The sequence below is a fragment of the uncultured Anaerofustis sp. genome, assembly GCF_938029165.1.
Lineage (GTDB): Bacteria > Bacillota > Clostridia > Eubacteriales > Anaerofustaceae > Anaerofustis.
In genome coordinates, this window is sequence record NZ_CALHFB010000003.1 from 87,264 (window position 1) to 108,611 (window position 21,348).

Below are 21,348 nucleotides of genomic sequence, written 5' to 3' on the forward strand. Positions count from 1 at the left end.
AAACGACCGCTACCCCTGCCCGATAACAACGAGAGTATTATATTATATCGGAGAAAGGGTGAATTTTTATTAAATGCTTATAAGTTTAAGTACCGCTGTTCTTTTCCCCTCCCTTGTATAAGAGAAAGATATGATATCGTAGGGAGGGGTTTATATTTTTAAAAGGGAAATTAACACTTATATTTCCTGCATTGACTTTATGTACTCTTTTAAATCATAGTTTTTTAAAACATTCAAGTTTTGTATAAGTAAGTTCTTCTCTTTTACTGTACAATTTTTAAAAATCCTATCTAGTTCTTTCATAGTTAAGTATATCGACTGGTTATCTATTTCCAAACTTAATAGATCGTCAAGACTTACATTTAGTGTTTTTGCAATAGCAACTATCGTTGGCAGTGAAATTTTTGCAATACCATTTTCCACATGACTCAAATGACTGGCTGATAAATCTATTATTTCAGCTAATGTTTCTTGTGTATACCCTTGCTTTTTTCTTGCTTCTTTAATTTTTCCTCCAACTTTTTTATAATTGATTTGCATTATTTACACCATTCAAATTATTTTACTTAATTTTACATAAGTTTTTGTTTTTTATCTACGCTTCTATGTGTACTCCGAAGTATCTTTATATTGTATACGTCAATTTATCGTTGCTAATATAAATACACACATGTATAGCTATACTATGGATAATATTTTTACTTATAAATATTTTATAATTTTTTCATTTGTTATGTCGTCCATATTTGGGCTTTGTATTATTTTAAATTAATATCTTAACAAAAGAAATCCCCCTTGTAGAGACATATGTCTGTGATAGTGACGCTTTTTAATTGTTACTATATTTTTATTATATCAAAAGGTATTACCTATATTTAGGTAAAATGAAAATTACCTATAAATAGGTAATAGATTAAAGTAATTATTAAATTACAAATATTATGAAAAGAAAATAAAAGATTTAATAAAAGATTTAACAATATTGATTTTTATATTATTTAGTTTTGATAGCCAAAAGTTTGAAAGTATGAGAATAAAAAAGAACGTTTATATACGTTCTTTTATTTCTTTACACCATTTTCTTATATTTTTAATTGCATCTGTTTTATGTTGTAATTGAAATTTTACATGTAATGGATTAAGAATATGCATAAAACATAAAATATCTTTAGCTGTTTGAATTTTTTCTGATCTTTTAATTTTTAAACTGAAATCAAGAAAAGACAAATTTTTTATAAAATCTTGAGTATGGCTTTCTTCATTTAAAACTAACCTATACATTAAATTTTCAAAATAATCTCTATATTGGTTATCATTAATTGACTTTAAAATATCTTTATTTGTCGATATTTCTGATATACCCTTTTTGTATTCAAATGTGCCAAAGGCTTCTAATAATTTCCTCATAATGTTTCCTATATTTTCATCATTTTGATTATTTTCTGTTGCATAATCATAAACTTCGTTAATTAGTCGGTTGTATTTATTATAATATTTAATATTTTTTAATATACCGTTTTTAAGTTCTTTTATAAAATGATGTTTTAATAAAAAATTTTTATCAGATTGTTCGTTTATTTCTTCAAATACTTTTTTAAATCTTGAAATAACTTCTAAGTTATGTGAAAAAATAATTAATTTACTTTTATTGTCTTTTAAAATGATTTCTGACAATTTCTTTTTTAAATATGAAAAAACTCCTATTTGTCTTTCTGAATCAAAACTGGATATCGGATCATCAAGTATTATAAAAAAATCACCATCTTTAATATCTGAGGAATTTTTATTCTCAATTATTTGTGCAAAGAAATAACATAGTGCAATAATATTACGCTCTCCCGTCGATAAATCATGAGGTTTTAGATTTTTACCTCTGCATTTTAAAAAATATTTATTATTTTGAACTTCAATTTCTAGCCTATTTTTATCAAAAAATATATATTTAAGTTCATTATTTATTTTATCAATTGCTATGGTTATATTTTTTTTCCTTGCATTTAATTCCTTTATTTTTGTATCATTTTTATTAAACTCTTTTTCTTTATCTTTAATATAATTTCTTTCACTTTCTTCTATTTCTTGTTTGTTTAGATAAAGATCATAATCATCTTTAATTTTAAAATAGTAAACTTTCTTATTTAAGTCAATAAGCTCTATTTTTAACTGATCTCTTTTCGAAATTGCTTCATTAAATATATCAATTTTTTCATCTAGCTGAGCTAAATATTCTTTTAATTGTGATATATCTTTTGTTATTCCTAAGGGGGTAACTTGTAATGGTATATAGATATTTCTAATTTTATTATCAATACTATTACTATAGGTATTAATTTTATTATTTATCTTTAGTATTAAATTTTCTATTTTTGTTATTAAGATATCTTCATTTAATGAATTTAGTTTAATATTATTAAACTTAAGTTCTGTTAGTTCTTCTCTAATATTTTTAAGTTCTGTTATATGATTTTTATAATCTTCGTTGCAAATTTGTTTAATACTACTAATTAGATCTTTTCTATAACTTTCATCAAAAGCTCTAAAGCAGAACGGACAAATATTATTTTTATCATCAGAAAAATATTTGTTTATATTATCAATATTTATTTTTGGATTTTTTTCTATAAAATTTATTATTTTACTTATAGTTTCATTTTTTTTATAAGATATAATTTTTTTTTGCAATAAATTAATAATTATTTGATCATCAATTTCTGGTAAATTATTCATATAGTCTTTAACTATTGGAGCTTTATTTTTTGTATTATTAAAACTTTCATATTTACTTTTAAAATTTTTAGTGATTTCCTCTTCCTTTTTCCCATTAGTATCAATTGTAGAAATTTCTATAATTATATCCTTTGATACACTAGATTTTACAGAATTCCCTTTAAGTATTTTATCTATATCAGCCCAACTATCATCTTCTTGCAAATAATTTTTTATTTTATTAAAATAATGACTAGGAGAATCTTTATTATCTTTATTATTAAAACGCTCTAATTTTTTCTTTAACCCCTCTAATTCATGAGATAAATCTTCGTTATCATCTATTAATTTATGCATTTCTTTATCTATATTAACATTTTCACCCAATATAACAATGCTATTTATTCCATCATCAGTAACATTTATATTGTTATCTATAAATTTTTCGTTAAAAACAAATATATTTTTAATATCTAGATTTTCTTTTTCCAAAGTATTGTAATTGAAATCATATAAATTTATATAATCATAGCTGTTTAAATTATTGTTTTTATAATCATAAAATGCTTGAGCTATTGTAGATTTTCCTGCACCATTTTCTCCATATATTAAACATCCCCTATATTTTATATTATTTTTTTCGTTAAAAAAATCTACTTTAATTTCTTCTAAGTTATTCTTTTTAAATTTAATTCCTTTTATTTTATTTGCCATTTTACTTCCTTAATTATAATTTTTATATTAAAATTATATCTCTTTTTCCTACATATCGTCAAGAAATTACATTGCACAATCAGTAGTATTTTATAGCATGGGGGCGGGGTAGCTTCTCTTCCGCAAAACGTGGGCAGAGTTTTGCAGGAAATCGAGAAGCGTAAAAAGCCACCACGGCGATTGAGTGGAGTCCTTTTATCCATTTTTTGTACGAGCAAAAAATGGCGGGTCTTAGGGTGGAACCCTATAGAATTTATGAGAATAATTTTAACTTAATTTACCAATACTATCCTTATCAAGTGTATATATAAGGATTTATGAATATATTTGATTGTTATTGATTATTTTTGATTAAAAATGATTGACAATGAAAGTACTTAGTGTTATTATACACCTATAAAAAAGGAAGTGATGATATGTTGACCGAAAAAAGATATGAAAAAATTTTAGAAATGCTTAACGAAAAAAATGTTCTTACAGTAAAAGAAATCACACAAGCACTTAACTCCTCCGATGCAACGACAAGAAGAGACTTACAAGCTCTCGACAGCATGAACAAGCTTAAGAAAGTCCACGGGGGAGCGGCTAAAATCGAAAACAGCAGTTTTATAAAAAAAGAAGAAGATATTATTACAAGAGAAAATATAAACAAAGAAGAAAAAGACAAAATAGGGAAAATGGCGGCAAGCCTTATCGAAGAAAACGACTTTGTATATTTAGACGCCGGGACTTCAACGGGAGCCATGCTTAAATATATCACACCTAAGAATGTTACTTTCGTAACGAATGGATTATATCACGCTCTCACACTCTCCAAAATGGGTTACAAAGTATTCATCACATCGGGAGAAGCAAGGGAAATCACAGGTTCCATAGTCGGAAGCGAAGCGGTAAAAAGCTTAGTAAAATATAATTTTACCAAAGGTTTCTTCGGAACAAACGGGATTGATATAAAAGCCGGATATACGACATATGAAGAGAAGGAAGCTTTGATAAAAGGAGCTGCACTAAAAAAATGCAAAGAAGCTTTTATCCTTGGAGATGAATCCAAATTTAACAAGATAGCTCCGATTACTTTTGCAAATTTAAAAGACGCAGTAATAATTACCGCATCTGATGTCAATAATTCCCTTAAGGGCAAAACTAAAATACTGGAGGCACAATAATATGATATACACCGTAACATTTAACCCGGCGCTGGATTATGTAATGCTTCTGGATAAATTTGAAAGCGGAGAAGTAAACCGCTCCAAGGAAGAATTTTTAAATCCGGGAGGAAAGGGTATAAATGTTTCAATGATGTTAAGCGAGCTAGGTGTCGATAACACGGCTATCGGATATATAGCGGGTTTCACGGGAGAAGAGCTCATAAAGAAACTAAAAAAAAGAAATATCAAAACCGACTTTATAACGCTTAAAGAAGGGATGACAAGAATAAACGTCAAATTAAAGGCGGATATAGAAAGTGAAATAAATGCGGGGGGACCTAATATAACCAAGGAAGATTTGAATTTACTGATGAGTAAATTAGATAAGCTTTCAGATAAAGATATATTAGTCCTTGCCGGAAGTATTCCAAGTTCGGTGAATGACGACATTTATGAACAAATAATGAAAAGACTTAATGAGAAAAAAGTAAATATCGCAGTGGACGCAACCAACGAGCTGTTATTAAATGTATTAAAATATTCTCCGTTTCTTATAAAACCAAATCATCATGAACTGGGAGAATTATTTAATGTCAGATTAAAGACAGAGGAAGACATAATAACCTATGCTAAAAAGCTTCAGGATATGGGAGCGAGAAATATTTTGGTTTCCATGGCAGGCGACGGAGCGATACTCCTAACTGAAAAAGGAGAAATATTAAAAAGCACCTCTCCAAAGGGAAAAGTAATAAATTCCGTAGGTGCGGGAGATTCAATGGTCGCAGGATTTTTAGCGGGGTATCTTAAAAACAAAGACTACTATGAGGCGTTAAAACTGGGCATAGCTTCAGGCAGCGCAAGTGCTTTCAGCGAAAGTATAGCTACAAAAAAAGATGTAGACGCTTTACTGAAATTATTATAAATATTAAGGAGACTAAAATGAGAATAAGTGATTTACTTAGAAAAGAAGGAATTGCATTAAATCCCGATGTACAAGACAAATCGGGAGCTATTGACTTCTTGGTAGATTTGATGGATAAAAGCGGAAGATTATCCGACAAAGAAGAATACAAAAAAGGAGTTTTGGAAAGAGAAGCTCAGGGAACAACAGGTATCGGAGAAGGCGTTGCCATTCCTCATTCCAAAAATAAAGCTGTAAAAGAAGCGGGACTAAGCGCAATGGTATTGAGGGATGGGCTGAATTTTCAGTCGCTTGACGCTCAACCTGCATACCTATTCTTTATGATAGCCGCTCCCGACGGAGAAAACAATGTTCATTTGGAGGTATTGAGCAGATTATCCACACTGCTTATGGATGAAAACTTCAGAGCAAGTTTAATAAATGCAAAAAATAAAGATGAATTTTTGGCTATGATTGATAAAGCAGAAAAAGAAAAATTCAAAGAAGAAAAGACGGAAGAAAAAGCCGAAAGCAATAAGGAAGATGACGGATATTTTGAAGTCCTTGCGGTAACAGCATGCCCGACAGGTATCGCCCATACTTACATGGCTGCGGAAGCTATGGAGAAAAAAGCAAAAGAAATGGGCATTAAATTTAAAGTTGAAACAGACGGTTCGGGGGGAGTTAAAAATAAACTTACAAAAGATGAAATAGAACATGCAAAATGTATCATCGTAGCAGCTGATAGAGAAGTGGAAATGGCTAGATTCAACGGCAAAAAGGTCATTCAAACGAAAGTTGCCAACGGTATCAACAAGGCGGAAGAACTGCTTACCGACGCAATCAATGAAAAAGCACCTATTTATGAAGGCGACGGAGAAGTAACAGAAGACGACGGTGCAAACGAAAGTATAGGAAGACAGATTTATAAGCACCTTATGAACGGAGTTTCACATATGCTTCCATTCGTAATCGGCGGAGGTATATTGATCGCTCTTGCATTCTTATTCGACGATGCCAGTCTCGGTGCAAAAACCTTCGGTTCAAATACACCATTTGCGGCATTCCTTAAAACTATCGGAGACACTGCATTCGGATTTATGTTACCTATCCTTGCAGGATACATTGCAATGAGTATAGGTGACAGACCCGCACTCGTTACAGGCTTTGTAGGCGGAGCGATAGCAAACAGCGGCGGATCAGGATTTTTAGGAGCACTACTTGCGGGTTTCATTGCAGGATATTTGATGGTATTTTTAAAGAAATTATTCTCCAAACTTCCAAACAGTTTGGAAGGAATGAAACCTGTTCTGATATATCCGTTACTAGGGGTATTATTGATCGGAGCGATAATGACATTCCTTGTAAACCCTCCGGTATCTATCCTTAACGCTTCGTTGACAAATGGACTTAAAGCTATGGGAGAATCATCAAAAGTCGTACTCGGAATAGTTCTGGGTGCTATGATGTCTATTGATATGGGCGGTCCGTTCAATAAGGCAGCATATGTATTCGGAACGGCTTCACTAACAACAGGTAACTTTGATATCATGGCGGCAGTTATGATAGGTGGAATGGTTCCTCCACTTGCAATCGCACTTTGCGCTACATTCTTTAAAAACAGATTTTCAAAAGATGAAAGAGGTTCAGCCCTTACAAATTATATTATGGGAGCTTCATTCATCACGGAAGGAGCTATACCATTCGCGGCGGCGGATCCTCTAAGAGTAATACCGTCATGTGCCATCGGAGCCGGTATAGCAGGCGGGCTTTCCATGTTATTCGGTTGTACCCTAAGAGCACCTCACGGAGGACTATGGGTAACAGCAATCATTGGAAATCCATTATATTACTTGGCTGCTCTTGCATCAGGTTCATTAGTCGGAATGGCACTTTTAGCCATACTGAAAAAACCTGTTCATGATAAATAAAACCCTTTTTAAAAAGTCCGATCTTACCCGTCGGGCTTTTTTTCTTTATACAAAAAAGGCGGGCACTATATGCAAAGCAGACTCCGCACCCTTGATATGTGTACCTTGTATTTACTTTAAATATTGACTTCGAGGCGCGAATTCTCATGTTAGTGAGGCGCAGTGCCGAGAAGTCATACAATCCTGAGTATCCTTTGATATAAGCAGCTATGTTTATCATCAATATCAATATCTTCATGAAAATGCCCAAAGAAATGCTTCTTATATTCACACATATCCTCCACATCTTCCAAATACTTATTTAGCTTATACTCATCCTTGATTGCCTTTTTAAATATATCCCTGTTTATAAAATACGGAGCAGTATGACTTATTATATAATCTATCATAAAATCATTTAATTTTAAATTTCTGAGACCTTCATCATATTCTTTCTTACTTGGCATTTCTTCTTTCCACCAAGTCCTTCCCGGGTCTCTTATACTCTTATCAATGGAATTACCTCCGCCGAAAGTAAAGAACTTATTTCCTTCGATATCGAATATTTGTCCTCTCATAAGATGAATTACACTGTCTTTGATAAACTGTACTTTACCGCCATGCCAGTTTTCTATCTTATAATTTTTAAGAAGAGTATAGTTCTCGTGATTGCCGTCCACCCAAAGTGTTGTAAAGTTCTTATTTTCAAGTTTATTCAAATAATAATTATCGCCTCTTCCATTCCCCCAAACGCCTCCGAAGTCACCGCATATGATAACATAATCATCCTTAGTTAAATTTTTCTGTTCCATAAACACATCGTCATCAAGCTTATGGACGTCGATAGGGATATGTGTATCACCCGTTACATAAATCATAATCATCACCTAAAATAATTATAGCATAATTTATAAAATAACATCACAATATAATGTATGTAAAGATAAATTTTGATGATATAATAAGTCGTAATATAAATTTAGAAAGAGGACATCATGAAAGAAAAAATAGTAATATCAGATAAAAACAAGGGAGTATTTTTTATAGTACTTTCTGCATTCTGCTTTGCACTTATGAATGTATTTGTAAGAATGGCGGGAGACCTGCCATTTATACAAAAGAGCTTCTTCAGAAACTTTATAGCGTTTTTTATAGCTTTAATATTAATGAAAAAACAAGGGATAAAGATTTTTATGCCCAAAGGCTCAAGAGCGGATTTAGTATTACGTGCTACATTCGGTACAATAGGAATATTTTGTAATTACTACGCTATAGACCACATGCTCGTAAGTGACGCTTCAATGTTAAATAAATTATCACCCTTTTTTGTAATAATATTTTCTTATTTTATTTTGAGTGAAAAAATCAAACCCTTTCAAGGTCTATGCGTTTTCATCGCATTTTTGGGAACGTTATTCGTCGTTAAGCCCGGGTTTACGGGAATGCCTATATTTCCGTCTTTAATAGGTATCATGGGAGGTATGTGTGCGGGTATAGCGTATACTTACGTTAGAAAGCTTGGTACAAAAGGGGTCAAAGGTCCCTTTATAGTATTCTTTTTTTCACTGTTTTCATGTCTGGTATCTCTTCCATACTTGATATTTGAATTCACACCCATGAGTTTATATCAGATATCCATACTGCTTTTAACGGGTCTGGCTGCTTCGGGAGGACAATTTTTTATAACAGCGGCTTATACTCATGCACCTGCAAGTGAAATATCAATTTATGATTATTCTCAAATCATATTTGCTACGATTTTATCTTTTCTGCTACTCGGACAAATACCAGACTTTTATAGCATTATAGGTTATATAATAATATGCATTGCCTCGATAATAATGTTTTTATATAACAATAATAAAATATTAAATAACAAATAGATTATTAATAAAGAATATGAATTCATATTTTATTTTGGAATTTTATTCTAAAAAGTATGGACATTTGTAACAAAATAATATAAAATATATTCGTACACTTGACAAACATAAATGTTTTTCTTAAAATAAAAACACCCCAAAAAGGCTTATAACAACGTCGTTATAAGCCTTTTATCATAAACATTACTTTATATGATATCAATAATGATTTAATAAATCAAAACATTATCTTTATTATCATTATAGTTATATCATAACTATAAATAATCCCAAATACTATTCCAATAAAATAAAAAAGACCAATAATGGTCTTTTTTTAGTTCAACACAAAGTGAAATGCGGATTCATCACTTGTAAAAATATTTCCGTAATAATGAAGTTTTAATCCTTTGTCTTTCTTTGGTTCTTCAAATACGATTGTACCTTTAGTGCTTCCGCCCGTTTTCAAATCACCGCTTCCCAAAGCTGTATCGGTTGCCTCTATAGAAAGAGTTTCATTTTCTACTTTACCTTTAGAATTTTCCATTCTCCAGTCTAATGAATTAAAATCAACTGTCTCTTCGGATTTATTTTCTATTTTTAAAGTTACGATTACATATTCATGACCCTTTTTAGGTTTATCGAAGTCTCCACCTTTTGATTTTTTAACCTTAGTCACAGTGTAATTCACACCTTCATATGTAGCAGTTTCGCCTACTTTAAAACTGGTCTTTTGTGGCTCCTCGTCTCCGCAGCCTGTCAAAAAACATAACCCCATTAATAAAACTAACACTACCGATAATAACTTTTTCATAATCTCCCTCCTGTTAATAAATTGTGCTTAAAATATCGGTTTATACGATAACTCTACAAACGTTATCATATCTTACTTAATCTTATTATATATGATATTTATGATTTAGTCCAGTAAAATCCTATAAAAAAAAGACCATACGGTCTTTTTTTGTTATGTATTATTCTACTTCGAATTCTTTATAAATTTGTTTTAAAGCTTCTTTAGCTTTATCTTTTTCGATTACACAAGAAATTTTAACTTCACTCGTAGAAATCATTTGTATGTTTACGCCTTTTTCATAAAGTGCTTTAAATACTCTGCTCGCTACCTGAGTGCTGGCAACCATTCCGGATCCTATAACGGAAAGCTTTGCTACACCTTTATCGTAAAGTACTTTTGTAGCTCCTACTTCGATTGCAAAATCACTTGTGATTTTAAATGCTTTTTCAAATTCATCAGTAGGCACAGTAAATGTTATATCATTTACCTGACTTCTGTTTACATTTTGAGTAATACTTTCGATTTTAATACCTTCGTTTGCGATACTGCTAAATAAATTAAAAGCAATACCCGGTTTATCCGGAACTTCCATTACTGATATTTTAGCAATATCTTCATCAATCGTTATCGCCTTGATTAAACTATCTTCTTTTCTCATCCTCATTACCTTCCTATAATATATTATCGATTATTCTAGCATAGAATACATCTTCGGTCACATGCGATAACCTATCGCACAATTTACTCATGAATTCACCTGTCACTTCATCTGTCAGAAGTATCACTTTTCCGTCTTCATACGAAAGATTGATATTTTCTATATTTCTGTAGACTATATCTATTGTCTTTGCAAATTCAACTTCATCTTTTACAGAAACTCTCAGATAAAATTTATTTTTGTATCTTTCTATCCCGCAGCTTTTATAATTATTTTCAAATTTCAAATGTGTATAATCATGAACCGATTTTGTCAGAACTTTTATTACATCCGCTACTACGGCATTTGCGGTAGCTTCTTTTCCCGCACCTCTTCCTAAAAATGATAACTGACCTATAATGTTGCCGTTGATACTGACCACATTATATTCATCATTTACATTGCTGGTGACGGAGTCTTTTCCGATAAGTACGGGAGTAACGCTTGCTCCGAATGTATTATCATCATATAGTTCACTTTCAGCCATATACTTGAATACATAACCGAAGTCATCGGCAGCTTGTATATCCGACAGTGTAATATTTCTTACCGTTCTGGTATATATATTATCATTATCTATGTAAGCACCGTAACAAAGTGAAGAAAGTATAGTAAGCTTTCTTGAAATATCAAAACCGTCTACATCGGCTGTCGGGTCAGCTTCGGCAAAACCCATATCCTGAGCAACCTTCAATACTTCATCAAAGTCCAACTCTTCTTTTGTCATTTTGGATAAAATAAAATTTGTAGTCCCGTTTAGTATACCTTGAACTTTATTTATTTTATTTATTTTAATAGTATCTATAATTGATTCTATAATAGGGATACCGCCGCCTACGGAAGCTTCAAACAAAATCGTAACACCGTTTTCTTTAGCAAGCTCCAAAAGTTCTTCCATATGCTTAGATATGATTTCTTTGTTTGCAGTAACGACATTCTTTTTAAGCTGCAATGCTTTTTTTATTGCAGGATATTCTTGCTCGTAACTTCCCATTACGGCAATAATAAGAGATATCTCATCATCATTTAAAATATCATCCGGACTGTCCGTCAACAGTTCACTTGGAATACCTTCTCTTTTTCTGGAAGCATCTCTAACTAAAATTTTCTTTATCTTATAATTATTTTCTTCAAAAAAGTTTCCCTTTTTTTCATTGATTATTTCATATACGCCTGTTCCGACTGTACCGCAGCCTAATAATCCAATTTTAGACATATGTTTTCTCCTATCATAAGCATTTATATATGTACTAAAATCTACGACTCATAAGAATCGTAGATTTTAATTTATATTTTTATTTCCTATTCATTTTCGCTTTTAAGCTCAAAATCATTTAAATCTTCATTATCAAGCTTATCATCTTCTTCGATATCATGAACGGTCATTCCTTCTTCTTCCAAAGAATTTTCTATTTGGCTTTCATTAAGCTCATCTAAAATCTCTTTTAAAAGGTCATCATCGTCCTTATTCTTTACAAGTTCAAGGTCGTATTTCTTGATACCTGTACCCGCAGGAATAAGTTTACCTAAAATGATATTTTCTTTTAGTCCAAGTAATGGGTCGACTTTACCTTGAATAGCAGCATCGGTAAGGACCTTTGTGGTTTCCTGGAATGACGCGGCTGAAAGGAATGAAGATGTAGAAAGCGAAGCTTTTGTAATACCGAGTAACTTTCTGTTACCTGTAGCTTCTTCTTTACCTTCTTCTCTCGCTTTTTGGTTTGCATTTTCAAATTCAAAATAATCAACACTCGTACCCGGAAGAAGTTCTGTTTCTCCCGCATCGGTCACTTCATACTTTCTAAGCATTTGTCTTATTATTATTTCAACGTGCTTATCCGATATATGAACCCCTTGGTATCTATATACTTTTTGTACTTCAGTCAAGATATATTTTTGAACTCCGTCAACACCTTTTATCCTAAGAAGATCTTCAGGATAAATACTACCTTCAGTAATTTCATCACCGGCTTCTACCTTATCCCCTTGTCTTACTTTTATCCTTGAACCGTAAGGAATATCATAATCAAATACTTCACCGTTCTCATTGTTCATAACGATAACTTTGCTGTGTCCGTCCTCTTCGGTAACTTCAATAACACCGTCGATATCCGATATAATTGCCTGACCTTTCGGTCTTCTGGCTTCAAATAACTCTTCGATTCTTGGAAGACCTTGAGTGATATCTTCCGCTGATGCGACCCCACCTGTATGGAATGTACGCATAGTAAGCTGAGTACCGGGTTCACCGATAGACTGAGCGGCAATAGTACCTACAGCCTCACCAACGCTTACGGTCTTCATACTCGTTAAGTCTACACCGTAGCATTTAGCACAAACTCCGACTTTACTCTTACAGTTGAATACGGCTCTGATACTTACTTTTTCTATACCCGCATCAACTATTTTCTTAGCTTTATCAGGAGTAATGAGTTCATTTCTTGAAACTATTACTTCTCCTGTATTTGGATTAACGACATCGTCAAATGCATATCTGCCGTTTATTCTTTCTTCCAATTCTTCGATAACGTCGTTACCTACTTTGATAGCAGTAACATCATAACCTTGATCCGTACCGCAGTCGTCTTCTTTAACGATTTGATCCTGACTTACATCAACGAGTCTTCTTGTCAAGTAACCTGAATCGGCAGTTCTAAGGGCAGTATCCGCAAGACCTTTTCTCGCACCGTGAGAAGAGATAAAGAATTCCAAAACGTCCAAGCCTTCACGGAAGTTAGAACGTATAGGAAGTTCTATGATATCCCCGTTAGGAGACGCCATAAGCCCTCTCATACCGGCAAGCTGTCTAATCTGGTTCCTGCTACCTCTGGCACCCGAGTCAGCCATCATGTTGATTGGATTGAATGGGTCAAGGTGGTCAAGAAGCGCATTTGTTACCAAGTTGGTCGTATCATTCCAAATATCGATAACTTCTCTTTTTCTTTCGGCTTCGGTAATCATACCTCTTTTATATTTCTTTAAAACTTTATCTACTTTTACATCAGCTTCATCAAGTAACTGAGGTTTAACATCAGGTACTTCCATATCTGAAATACTTACCGTAACGGCTGCCTTTGTAGAATAAGTAAAGCCCATTTTTTTGATATCATCAAGAACCATTGATGTCTTAGCGGCACCGTGTCTTGTGAAACATTTATAAACTATTTCGGATAAAACACCTTTATCCACAACTTTATCTATTTCCAGTTTGAACATATCCGCAGGAGTTTCTCTTACCACAAATCCTAAATCCTGAGGAATTATTTGATTAAATAAGAACCTACCTACAGTTGATTCAACTATTTTGACATGTTCTTTTCCGTCAATGACTTTCTTAACTCTTACTTTAACTTTTGCATGAAGTTCTACTTCTTTATTGTAATATGCCATTTCAAGTTCGGGAATTGAAGCAAATGCCTTTCCTTCACCTTTTTGGTTTTCTTTTACAATAGTCAAGTAATAAGAGCCAAGGATCATATCCTGTGTAGGAGAAACTACAGGAGAGCCGTCCTGAGGTTTCAAAATATTGTATGCAGCAAGCATTAAAAATCTTGCTTCAGCTTGTGCTTCAACACTCAACGGTACATGAACAGCCATTTGGTCACCGTCAAAGTCGGCGTTGAACGCCGTACAAACAAGAGGATGAAGCTTAATAGCTCTTCCTTCGACCAAAATCGGTTCGAATGCTTGGATACCTAGTCTATGAAGTGTAGGTGCACGGTTAAGTAAAACCGGATGATCTTTGATTACATCATCGAGCACATCCCAAACTTCCGGACTTTGTCTCTCTACCATTCTTTTAGCTGATTTTATATTTAGAGAATGTTTTCTCTTAACAAGTTCTCTCATGATGAAAGGCTTGAATAATTCGATTGCCATTTCCTTAGGAAGACCGCATTGATACATCTTAAGTTCCGGACCAACAACTATAACGGAACGTCCCGAGTAGTCGACCCTCTTACCAAGTAAGTTTTGTCTGAATCTACCTTGTTTACCTTTAAGCATATCGGATAATGAACGAAGCGGTCTGTTTCCAGGACCTGTAACAGGTCTGCCCCTTCTTCCGTTATCTATCAGTGCATCAACAGCTTCCTGAAGCATTCTCTTTTCGTTTTGAACGATAATATCAGGCGCATTAAGTTCAAGAAGTCTCTTAAGTCTGTTGTTTCTGTTTATAACTCTTCTATATAAGTCATTCAAGTCACTTGTAGCATATCTGCCTCCGTCAAGCATAACCATAGGTCTGAGTTCAGGAGGAATAACAGGAACTACTTCAAGGACCATATCCTGAGGATTGTTATTGGAATTTCTAAAATCTTCTACAATTTTAAGTTTCTTTATTGCTTTTGTTTTCTTTTGTCTTGTAGTTTCCGTAGCAATGATTTGTTTTAATTCCTGACTTTCTTTTTCTAGATCCACTTGTCCAAGTAAATCCTGAATTGCTTCGGCACCTATTTTAGCAGTAAACTCACTTCCGTAAATCTGTCTGTATTCTTTATACTCATTTTCGGTTAAAACCGTTTTTTCATCCAAAGGAGTATTCCCCGGATCGGTTACCACATATGCAGCAAAATATATTATTCTTTCAAGCTCTTTAGGAGACATTTCAAGAAGTAGACCTATTCTGCTTGGGATACCTTTAAAGTACCAAATGTGAGTAACGGGAGCAGCTAAAGCAATATGTCCCATTCTTTCTCTTCTTACTTTTGACTTTGTAAGTTCGACCCCGCATCTGTCGCAAATCACGCCTTTATATCTGATTTGTTTATATTTACCGCAGTAACATTCATAATCCTTAGTCGGTCCGAAAATCTTTTCACAAAACAACCCGTCTTTTTCCGGTTTAGAAGTTCTGTAGTTAATAGTCTCCGGCTTTTTTACCTCGCCGTAAGACCAATCAAGAATTTTTTCTTTTGATGCTAAACCAATTTGTATCGATTTAAAATCAATATCGCCCATATTTGTTTTTTCTTTTTTATTATCTATATTTACATCATTAAATTCTTTCAAGGAATTTACCTCCCACTTATATTTTCCCTTTAATAGTTCCTATTACATAAATTCTTCATCTTCATCATCTGATGAAGCAGAACTTAATACATCACTATCAAGGAAATCTAAATCTTCGCTTTCAATGTCCCCGTCATCTTCAAGAATATCAACTTCACTGATTTCTTCAAATTCGATATCATCCAAATCTTCTACAAAGTCGCCGTCTGCACTTGCTTCTACTTGTTCTAAATCTTCTACCAAGTCTTCATCTTCATCGTCTTTGATGTCGATTACTTCATTTCTTTCACCAAGAACATTTACGTCTAAGCATAAGCTTTGGAATTCTTTGATAAGAACTTTAAATGATTCAGGAACACCTGCTTTTGGGATATTTTCTCCTTTAATGATAGATTCGTAAGTCTTGACTCTTCCGGATACATCATCACTCTTAACGGTAAGGATTTCTTGTAATGTATGAGCGGCACCGTATGCTTCAAGAGCCCAAACTTCCATTTCTCCGAATCTCTGTCCACCCATTTGTGCTTTACCGCCAAGTGGCTGCTGTGTAACCAGGGAGTAAGGACCGGTTGCTCTGGCATGCATCTTTTCATCAACGATATGATGCAGTCTCAGCATGTACATATATCCAACGGTTACCCTGTTATCGAAAGGTTCACCTGTTCTTCCGTCATAAAGCTGGATTTTACCATCTGATGAGTATCCTGCCTGTTCAAGAAGTTCCATGATATCTTCCTCTTTTGCTCCGTCGAATACCGGAGTGGCTATATCGATACCTAGAGCTTTACAAGCAAGCCCCAAATGGACTTCCAGTACCTGTCCAATATTCATACGGGAAGGAACCCCCATTGGAGAAAGTAATATTTCAAGCGGAGTTCCATCAGGTAAGAATGGCATATCTTCTTCGGGAACCACCCTACTGATTACACCTTTGTTACCGTGACGACCCGCCATTTTATCACCGACTTGAATTTTTCTCTTTATTGCAATATAAACTCTTACTAGCTTATTTACATTAGGTTTTAATTCATCGCCGTTTTCTTTTGTATATACTTTTACATCTACTACAACACCCTTTTCTCCGTGAGGAACTTTAAGTGAGGTGTCTCTTACTTCTCTGGCTTTTTCACCAAAGATTGCACGAAGTAATTTTTCTTCCGCCGTTGGGTCGCTTTCTCCTTTCGGAGTAACTTTACCAACAAGGATATCATCTGATTTAACTTCCGCACCTACTCTTATGACCCCTCTTTCATCGAGGTTTCTAAGTGCATCTTCACCTACATTTGGAATATCTCTCGTGATTTCTTCGCTTCCAAGCTTTGTTTCCTTAGCTTCGCAGTCGAATTCTTCGATATGGATTGAAGTAAGAGCATCTTCCTTTACGAGTTTTTCATTTATGATGATAGCATCTTCGTAGTTATAACCTTCCCAAGTCATAAATCCGATAAGGATATTCCTACCGAGCGATAAATCACCGTTTTCCGTAGAAGGACCGTCAGCTATTACTTCGCCTTTTTTGATCCTGTCACCAAGTTTTACGATAGGGATTTGGTTTATGCAAGTATTTTGGTTTGTTCTCTTATATTTAAGTAATTTATATTTTACATTTTGCTTCGTAGCATCATCTGTAATAATGATTTCAGTTGCGGTAACTCTCTTAACTACACCGTCAACTTCACTTACGACACAAACACCGCTGTCCTTAGCAGCTCTGTGTTCTATACCTGTGGCTACCATAGGAGCCTGCGGTTTTAATAAAGGTACTGCCTGACGCTGCATGTTGGCACCCATAAGGGCTCTGTTGGCATCGTCATTTTCAAGGAAAGGTATCATACTGGTAGCAACGGAAACCACCTGCTTAGGAGATATATCCATATAGTCTACCTTATCTTTTTCAACAGTTACGAAATCCCTTTCAAATCCGGCTCTACCGGTTACCTTTGAATGTTCAAAAGAACCGTTTTCCATTAAAGGTTCATTTGCCTGAGCTATGGTGTATTTACCTTCTTCATCAGCCGGGATATAATCTATATCCCCTGTTACCGCACCGTCTTTTACTCTTCTGTACGGAGTTTCGATAAATCCATACTTATTAACTCTGGAGAATGTTGCAAGAGAACCGATAAGACCGATATTCGGACCTTCAGGAGTTTCTATTGGACAAACTCTTCCGTAGTGAGAATGATGAACGTCTCTGACTTCAAATCCAGCTCTGTCTCTTGAAAGTCCGCCGGGACCTAAAGCAGAATATCTTCTCTTATGTGTAAGTTCCCCAAGAGGATTTGTTTGGTCCATAAACTGAGACAACTGAGATGAACCGAAGAATTCTTTCAAAGCAGCATTTACAGGTTTTACGTTTACTAAGCTTGAAGGTGTAACTTCTTCAGGGTCGAATGAAATCATTCTTTCTTTTACAGTTCTTTCTAATCTTGAAAGACCGATTCTGAATTGGTTTTGTAAAAGTTCACCTACGGAACGGATCCTTCTGTTGCCTAAATGGTCGATATCATCTAAAGTTCCGATACCATGATCGAAACCGAGGTTATAACTGATAGAAGCATAAATATCTTCCACAGTGATATGCTTAGGAAGAAGTTCGCTCATTCTGTCTTTGATTTGTTTTTTCTTTTCTTCATTTGAAAGGTCGGAGTCTAATATTTCACTTAAAACTCTAAAGTTGACCATTTCATCGATTTTTAAATCACTTACATCAAAAGGCAACTCAAATTTATTTATGTCAACGACACCGTTACCTATTATTTTAAAGCCTTTGTCCTCAGACACTTTGACTTCGACAGTATTAATTCCACAGTTTTGGATTTCCCATGCAGTTTTTTCATCAATTATTTCATCTTTACTTACTAAGATTTCTCCGGTTAAAGGATTAACTATATCTTTGAATGCATACTGGCCAGTAATTCTTGTAGCAAGAGCTAATTTTTTGTTAAGTTTAAATCTACCAACCATCATCAGGTCGTATCTTCTTTGGTCGAAAAACATCGGAATGAATAAACCTTTAGCTGAATCAACGCTTTCAGGTTCGCCCGGTCTGAGTTTTTTATAAATTTCAATAAGACCTTCGTCTACACTTGAAGAAGAATCTTTTTCGAATGTAGTCATAAGTCTCTTTTCTTCTCCGAAGAAATTTATGATCTCTTCATTTGTTCCAAGTCCCAATGCTCTGATTAAAACCGTGATCGGAACTTTTTTTGTTCTGTCTACTCTGGCGTACAGACAGTCACTTGCGTCCGTTTCATATTCCAGCCAAGCCCCTCTGTTAGGGATGATTTGTCCATTGTATAATTCTTTACCATACTTATCTCTTTCAACTGAGAAATATGCTCCGGGTGAACGAATAAGCTGGCTTACAATAACTCTTTCAGCACCATTGATGATGAATGTACCGGTTCTGGTCATTAAAGGAAAATCAGCCATGAATACATGCTGTTCTCTAACGTCTTTGATTTCACCATCTTCTTTTACAACAAGTCTAACTTTAACTTTTAAAGAAGCAGAATAATTTGTCTTTCTTTCTTTACACTCTTCAACATCATATTTTGGAGTGTCATCTAAGATATAATCAACGAATTCAAGTATTAAATTCTCACTTGGGTCGCTGATAGGGAATACATCTAAAAATGCCTCTCTAAGACCTTCCTCTATAAACCACTTATATGAGTCTGTCTGAATAGAAATTAAATTAGGCATTTCCATTACATCTTTGATTTTAGAAAAACTCATTCTTTCTCTTCTACCAATTTTCTCTGGATGAATCACTGTACCACTCTCCTTAATTTAAACATGAAAAACACAGCAAAATCATCTTATTTTAAAATAAAAGATTCAACCAATTTGCTGTTGTTTCCTCCGTCCTAAACTGCATAAAATTAATACAAATTTTAGGCTTGTTTTGTATTTTCAGTAATTTAATATTTTAGCAAAAGAACTATGATAAGTCAAGGGTAACAACTAAAATATATTAAATATTTCCAATTTTTTTGCCCTTTTTATCGCCCTTTTACAATAAATCATCTTTTTTTTATTTTACCATAAATTTATGCATAATTTTATATTATTTTGTAAGTAGATAATATTTTAAATATGTAATAGTTTTTTTAATATCTTTTTATGAAAATTTTTTCTTATATGTTATAATCTTTTTCAGGATAATAATGATTTTATATAAAAAAATTAGCAAAGAGGATAAAATTTTGGCAAAAGATAAAAAAATATTTGTGTGCAGCGAATGCGGATACGAAAGCCCCAAATACTGGGGAAAATGCCCGGACTGCGGAAACTGGAATACGTTCAGCGAATTTTCGAAAAAAGAATTAGATTTGGTAAATTCAAAAAATAGTATTTTCACTCCCAAAGTCACCAACTTAAAAGATGTAGACACAAAAAAAGATATGAGGTTTACGACGTCGATAAGTGAGCTGGATAATGTACTGGGAGGAGGTATCGTAGCATCAAGCCTGGTACTTGTCGGAGGAGAGCCTGGAATAGGAAAATCTACTCTTTTAATGCAGACAGCTCATAATGTATCCATAATCGGAAAAAGAGTTTTATATGCATCCAGTGAAGAAAGTCTCTCACAGTTAAAATTGAGACTGGACAGGCTGGGACTAAAAGGAAGTGATATACTTGTTTTATCAAATACGGATATAGAACAAATAATAGAAAGTGCTAAAGAGAATAAGGCGGATTTATTAATAATAGATTCTATCCAAACAGTAAGGAGTTCCAATATACCAAGTGCGCCCGGAACGATAACCCAGGTAAGAGAATGCACTAATTTGCTTATGAACTTTGCCAAAGCTACCAATACAAGTGTATTCATAGTGGGACATATAACAAAACAAGGTACAATAGCAGGACCGAAGACCATTGAACATATGGTAGATACTGTTATGTATTTTGAAAGCGAATCGAATTCAAGCTTAAGGATACTGAGACTAAGTAAAAACAGATTTGGCTCCAGCGAGGAAATCGGAGTATTCGAGATGAGCAGAAAAGGTCTTCAATGCGTAACAAATCCATCTAGGCTGTTACTGGAAGACAGAGAAAACAGAAGCTACGGAAGTGTTATTTGTTCAATAATGGAAGGCAACAGGAGTGTCCTGATAGAGATACAGGCCCTTGCCATGATGTCATCTTTCCAAGTCCCAAGAAGAGTATCCACAGGCTTTGAATATAACAGGTTTGTTCAAATATTAGCTGTAATAGAAAAAATGACTAATGTCAAACTTCATTCTACAGATGTATATTTAAATGTCGTGGGAGGAGTAAGAGTAAAAGAAACCGCAAGTGACCTGGCAGTTGCTTGCGCGGTGATATCCTCTATGCTAAAAAAAGAAATACCTATCAACACCATAATAATAGGTGAAGTAGGCCTTTGCGGAGAAATAAGAAAGATAAACAATATTTTCAAAAGGATAAAAGAGGCAAATTCCCTTGGATTCAAAAAAGCAATCATTCCGAGAAACTCTTTGGATGAACATGAAGACATTTCAAATTTAAATATAAAAGTAATAGAAATCAGCACACTTAAAGAATGTGTCTTCAAATTATTCAATAATTAGACCATAAACAAAAAGATTAAAG

General features: G+C 33.8%; 13 protein-coding genes. 5 read left to right on the plus strand and 8 right to left on the minus strand.

The features are described from left to right. Positions 1 to 177 precede the first annotated feature (177 nt). Positions 178 to 540, minus strand: a complete 363-nt coding sequence (locus Q0516_RS00760; protein ID WP_294466471.1) for a helix-turn-helix transcriptional regulator — start codon at positions 538 to 540, stop codon at positions 178 to 180. A 507-nt stretch (positions 541 to 1,047) separates the two neighbouring features. Then, the gene (locus Q0516_RS00765; protein ID WP_294466475.1) at positions 1,048 to 3,420 is read right to left on the minus strand and encodes an AAA family ATPase; all 2,373 of its coding nucleotides are present in this window, start codon (positions 3,418 to 3,420) and stop codon (positions 1,048 to 1,050) included. Between the two features lie 416 nt (positions 3,421 to 3,836). Here Q0516_RS00765 and Q0516_RS00770 point away from each other — a divergent pair, with 416 nt between their 5' ends. Genes Q0516_RS00770 through Q0516_RS00780 form a run of 3 tightly spaced genes read left to right on the plus strand, consistent with a single transcriptional unit; the run spans position 3,837 to position 7,400 of the window. Then, on the plus strand, positions 3,837 to 4,586 hold the full coding sequence (locus Q0516_RS00770) for a DeoR/GlpR family DNA-binding transcription regulator (protein ID WP_257480901.1): 750 nt from the start codon (positions 3,837 to 3,839) through the stop codon (positions 4,584 to 4,586). Position 4,587: 1 nt separating this feature from the next. Further along, on the plus strand, positions 4,588 to 5,490 hold the full coding sequence (pfkB, locus tag Q0516_RS00775) for a 1-phosphofructokinase (protein WP_294466482.1): 903 nt from the start codon (positions 4,588 to 4,590) through the stop codon (positions 5,488 to 5,490). A gap of 17 nt (positions 5,491 to 5,507) precedes the next feature. Further along, positions 5,508 to 7,400 carry a fructose-specific PTS transporter subunit EIIC gene (locus Q0516_RS00780; RefSeq protein ID WP_294466485.1) on the plus strand — a complete coding sequence of 631 codons (1,893 nt, stop codon included), beginning with the start codon at positions 5,508 to 5,510 and terminating at the stop codon, positions 7,398 to 7,400. Positions 7,401 to 7,573: 173 nt separating this feature from the next. On the opposite strand, the gene Q0516_RS00785 is transcribed toward Q0516_RS00780, so the two are convergent. Continuing rightward, a complete protein-coding gene (locus tag Q0516_RS00785; protein ID WP_307983360.1) occupies positions 7,574 to 8,257 on the minus strand; it encodes a metallophosphoesterase family protein in 684 nt (227 codons plus the stop codon). Between the two features lie 117 nt (positions 8,258 to 8,374). Between Q0516_RS00785 and Q0516_RS00790 the strand changes: the two genes are divergently transcribed. Then, complete coding sequence (locus Q0516_RS00790; RefSeq protein WP_294466487.1) at positions 8,375 to 9,262, plus strand: DMT family transporter; 888 nt, start codon at positions 8,375 to 8,377, stop codon at positions 9,260 to 9,262. A gap of 316 nt (positions 9,263 to 9,578) precedes the next feature. Here the strand turns inward: Q0516_RS00790 and Q0516_RS00795 are convergent, their stop codons facing one another. The 5 genes from Q0516_RS00795 to Q0516_RS00815 form a co-directional block, all read right to left on the minus strand. After that, positions 9,579 to 10,055, minus strand: coding sequence for a DUF4352 domain-containing protein (locus Q0516_RS00795; RefSeq protein WP_294466490.1), 477 nt, complete (start codon positions 10,053 to 10,055; stop codon positions 9,579 to 9,581). Positions 10,056 to 10,215: 160 nt separating this feature from the next. Continuing rightward, positions 10,216 to 10,695: an ACT domain-containing protein gene (locus Q0516_RS00800; RefSeq protein WP_052294605.1), complete on the minus strand. Its 480-nt coding sequence runs from the start codon at positions 10,693 to 10,695 to the stop codon at positions 10,216 to 10,218. A 13-nt stretch (positions 10,696 to 10,708) separates the two neighbouring features. Beyond that, the gene (locus tag Q0516_RS00805) at positions 10,709 to 11,950 is read right to left on the minus strand and encodes a homoserine dehydrogenase (RefSeq protein WP_294466500.1); all 1,242 of its coding nucleotides are present in this window, start codon (positions 11,948 to 11,950) and stop codon (positions 10,709 to 10,711) included. 86 nt (positions 11,951 to 12,036) lie between these two features. Next, a complete protein-coding gene (rpoC, locus tag Q0516_RS00810) occupies positions 12,037 to 15,693 on the minus strand; it encodes a DNA-directed RNA polymerase subunit beta' (protein ID WP_294466547.1) in 3,657 nt (1,218 codons plus the stop codon). A 93-nt stretch (positions 15,694 to 15,786) separates the two neighbouring features. Continuing rightward, positions 15,787 to 19,521, minus strand: a complete 3,735-nt coding sequence (locus tag Q0516_RS00815; protein WP_294466504.1) for a DNA-directed RNA polymerase subunit beta — start codon at positions 19,519 to 19,521, stop codon at positions 15,787 to 15,789. Between the two features lie 434 nt (positions 19,522 to 19,955). Between Q0516_RS00815 and radA the strand changes: the two genes are divergently transcribed. Beyond that, a complete protein-coding gene (gene radA, locus Q0516_RS00820; RefSeq protein ID WP_294466507.1) occupies positions 19,956 to 21,326 on the plus strand; it encodes a DNA repair protein RadA in 1,371 nt (456 codons plus the stop codon). Positions 21,327 to 21,348 lie beyond the last annotated feature (22 nt).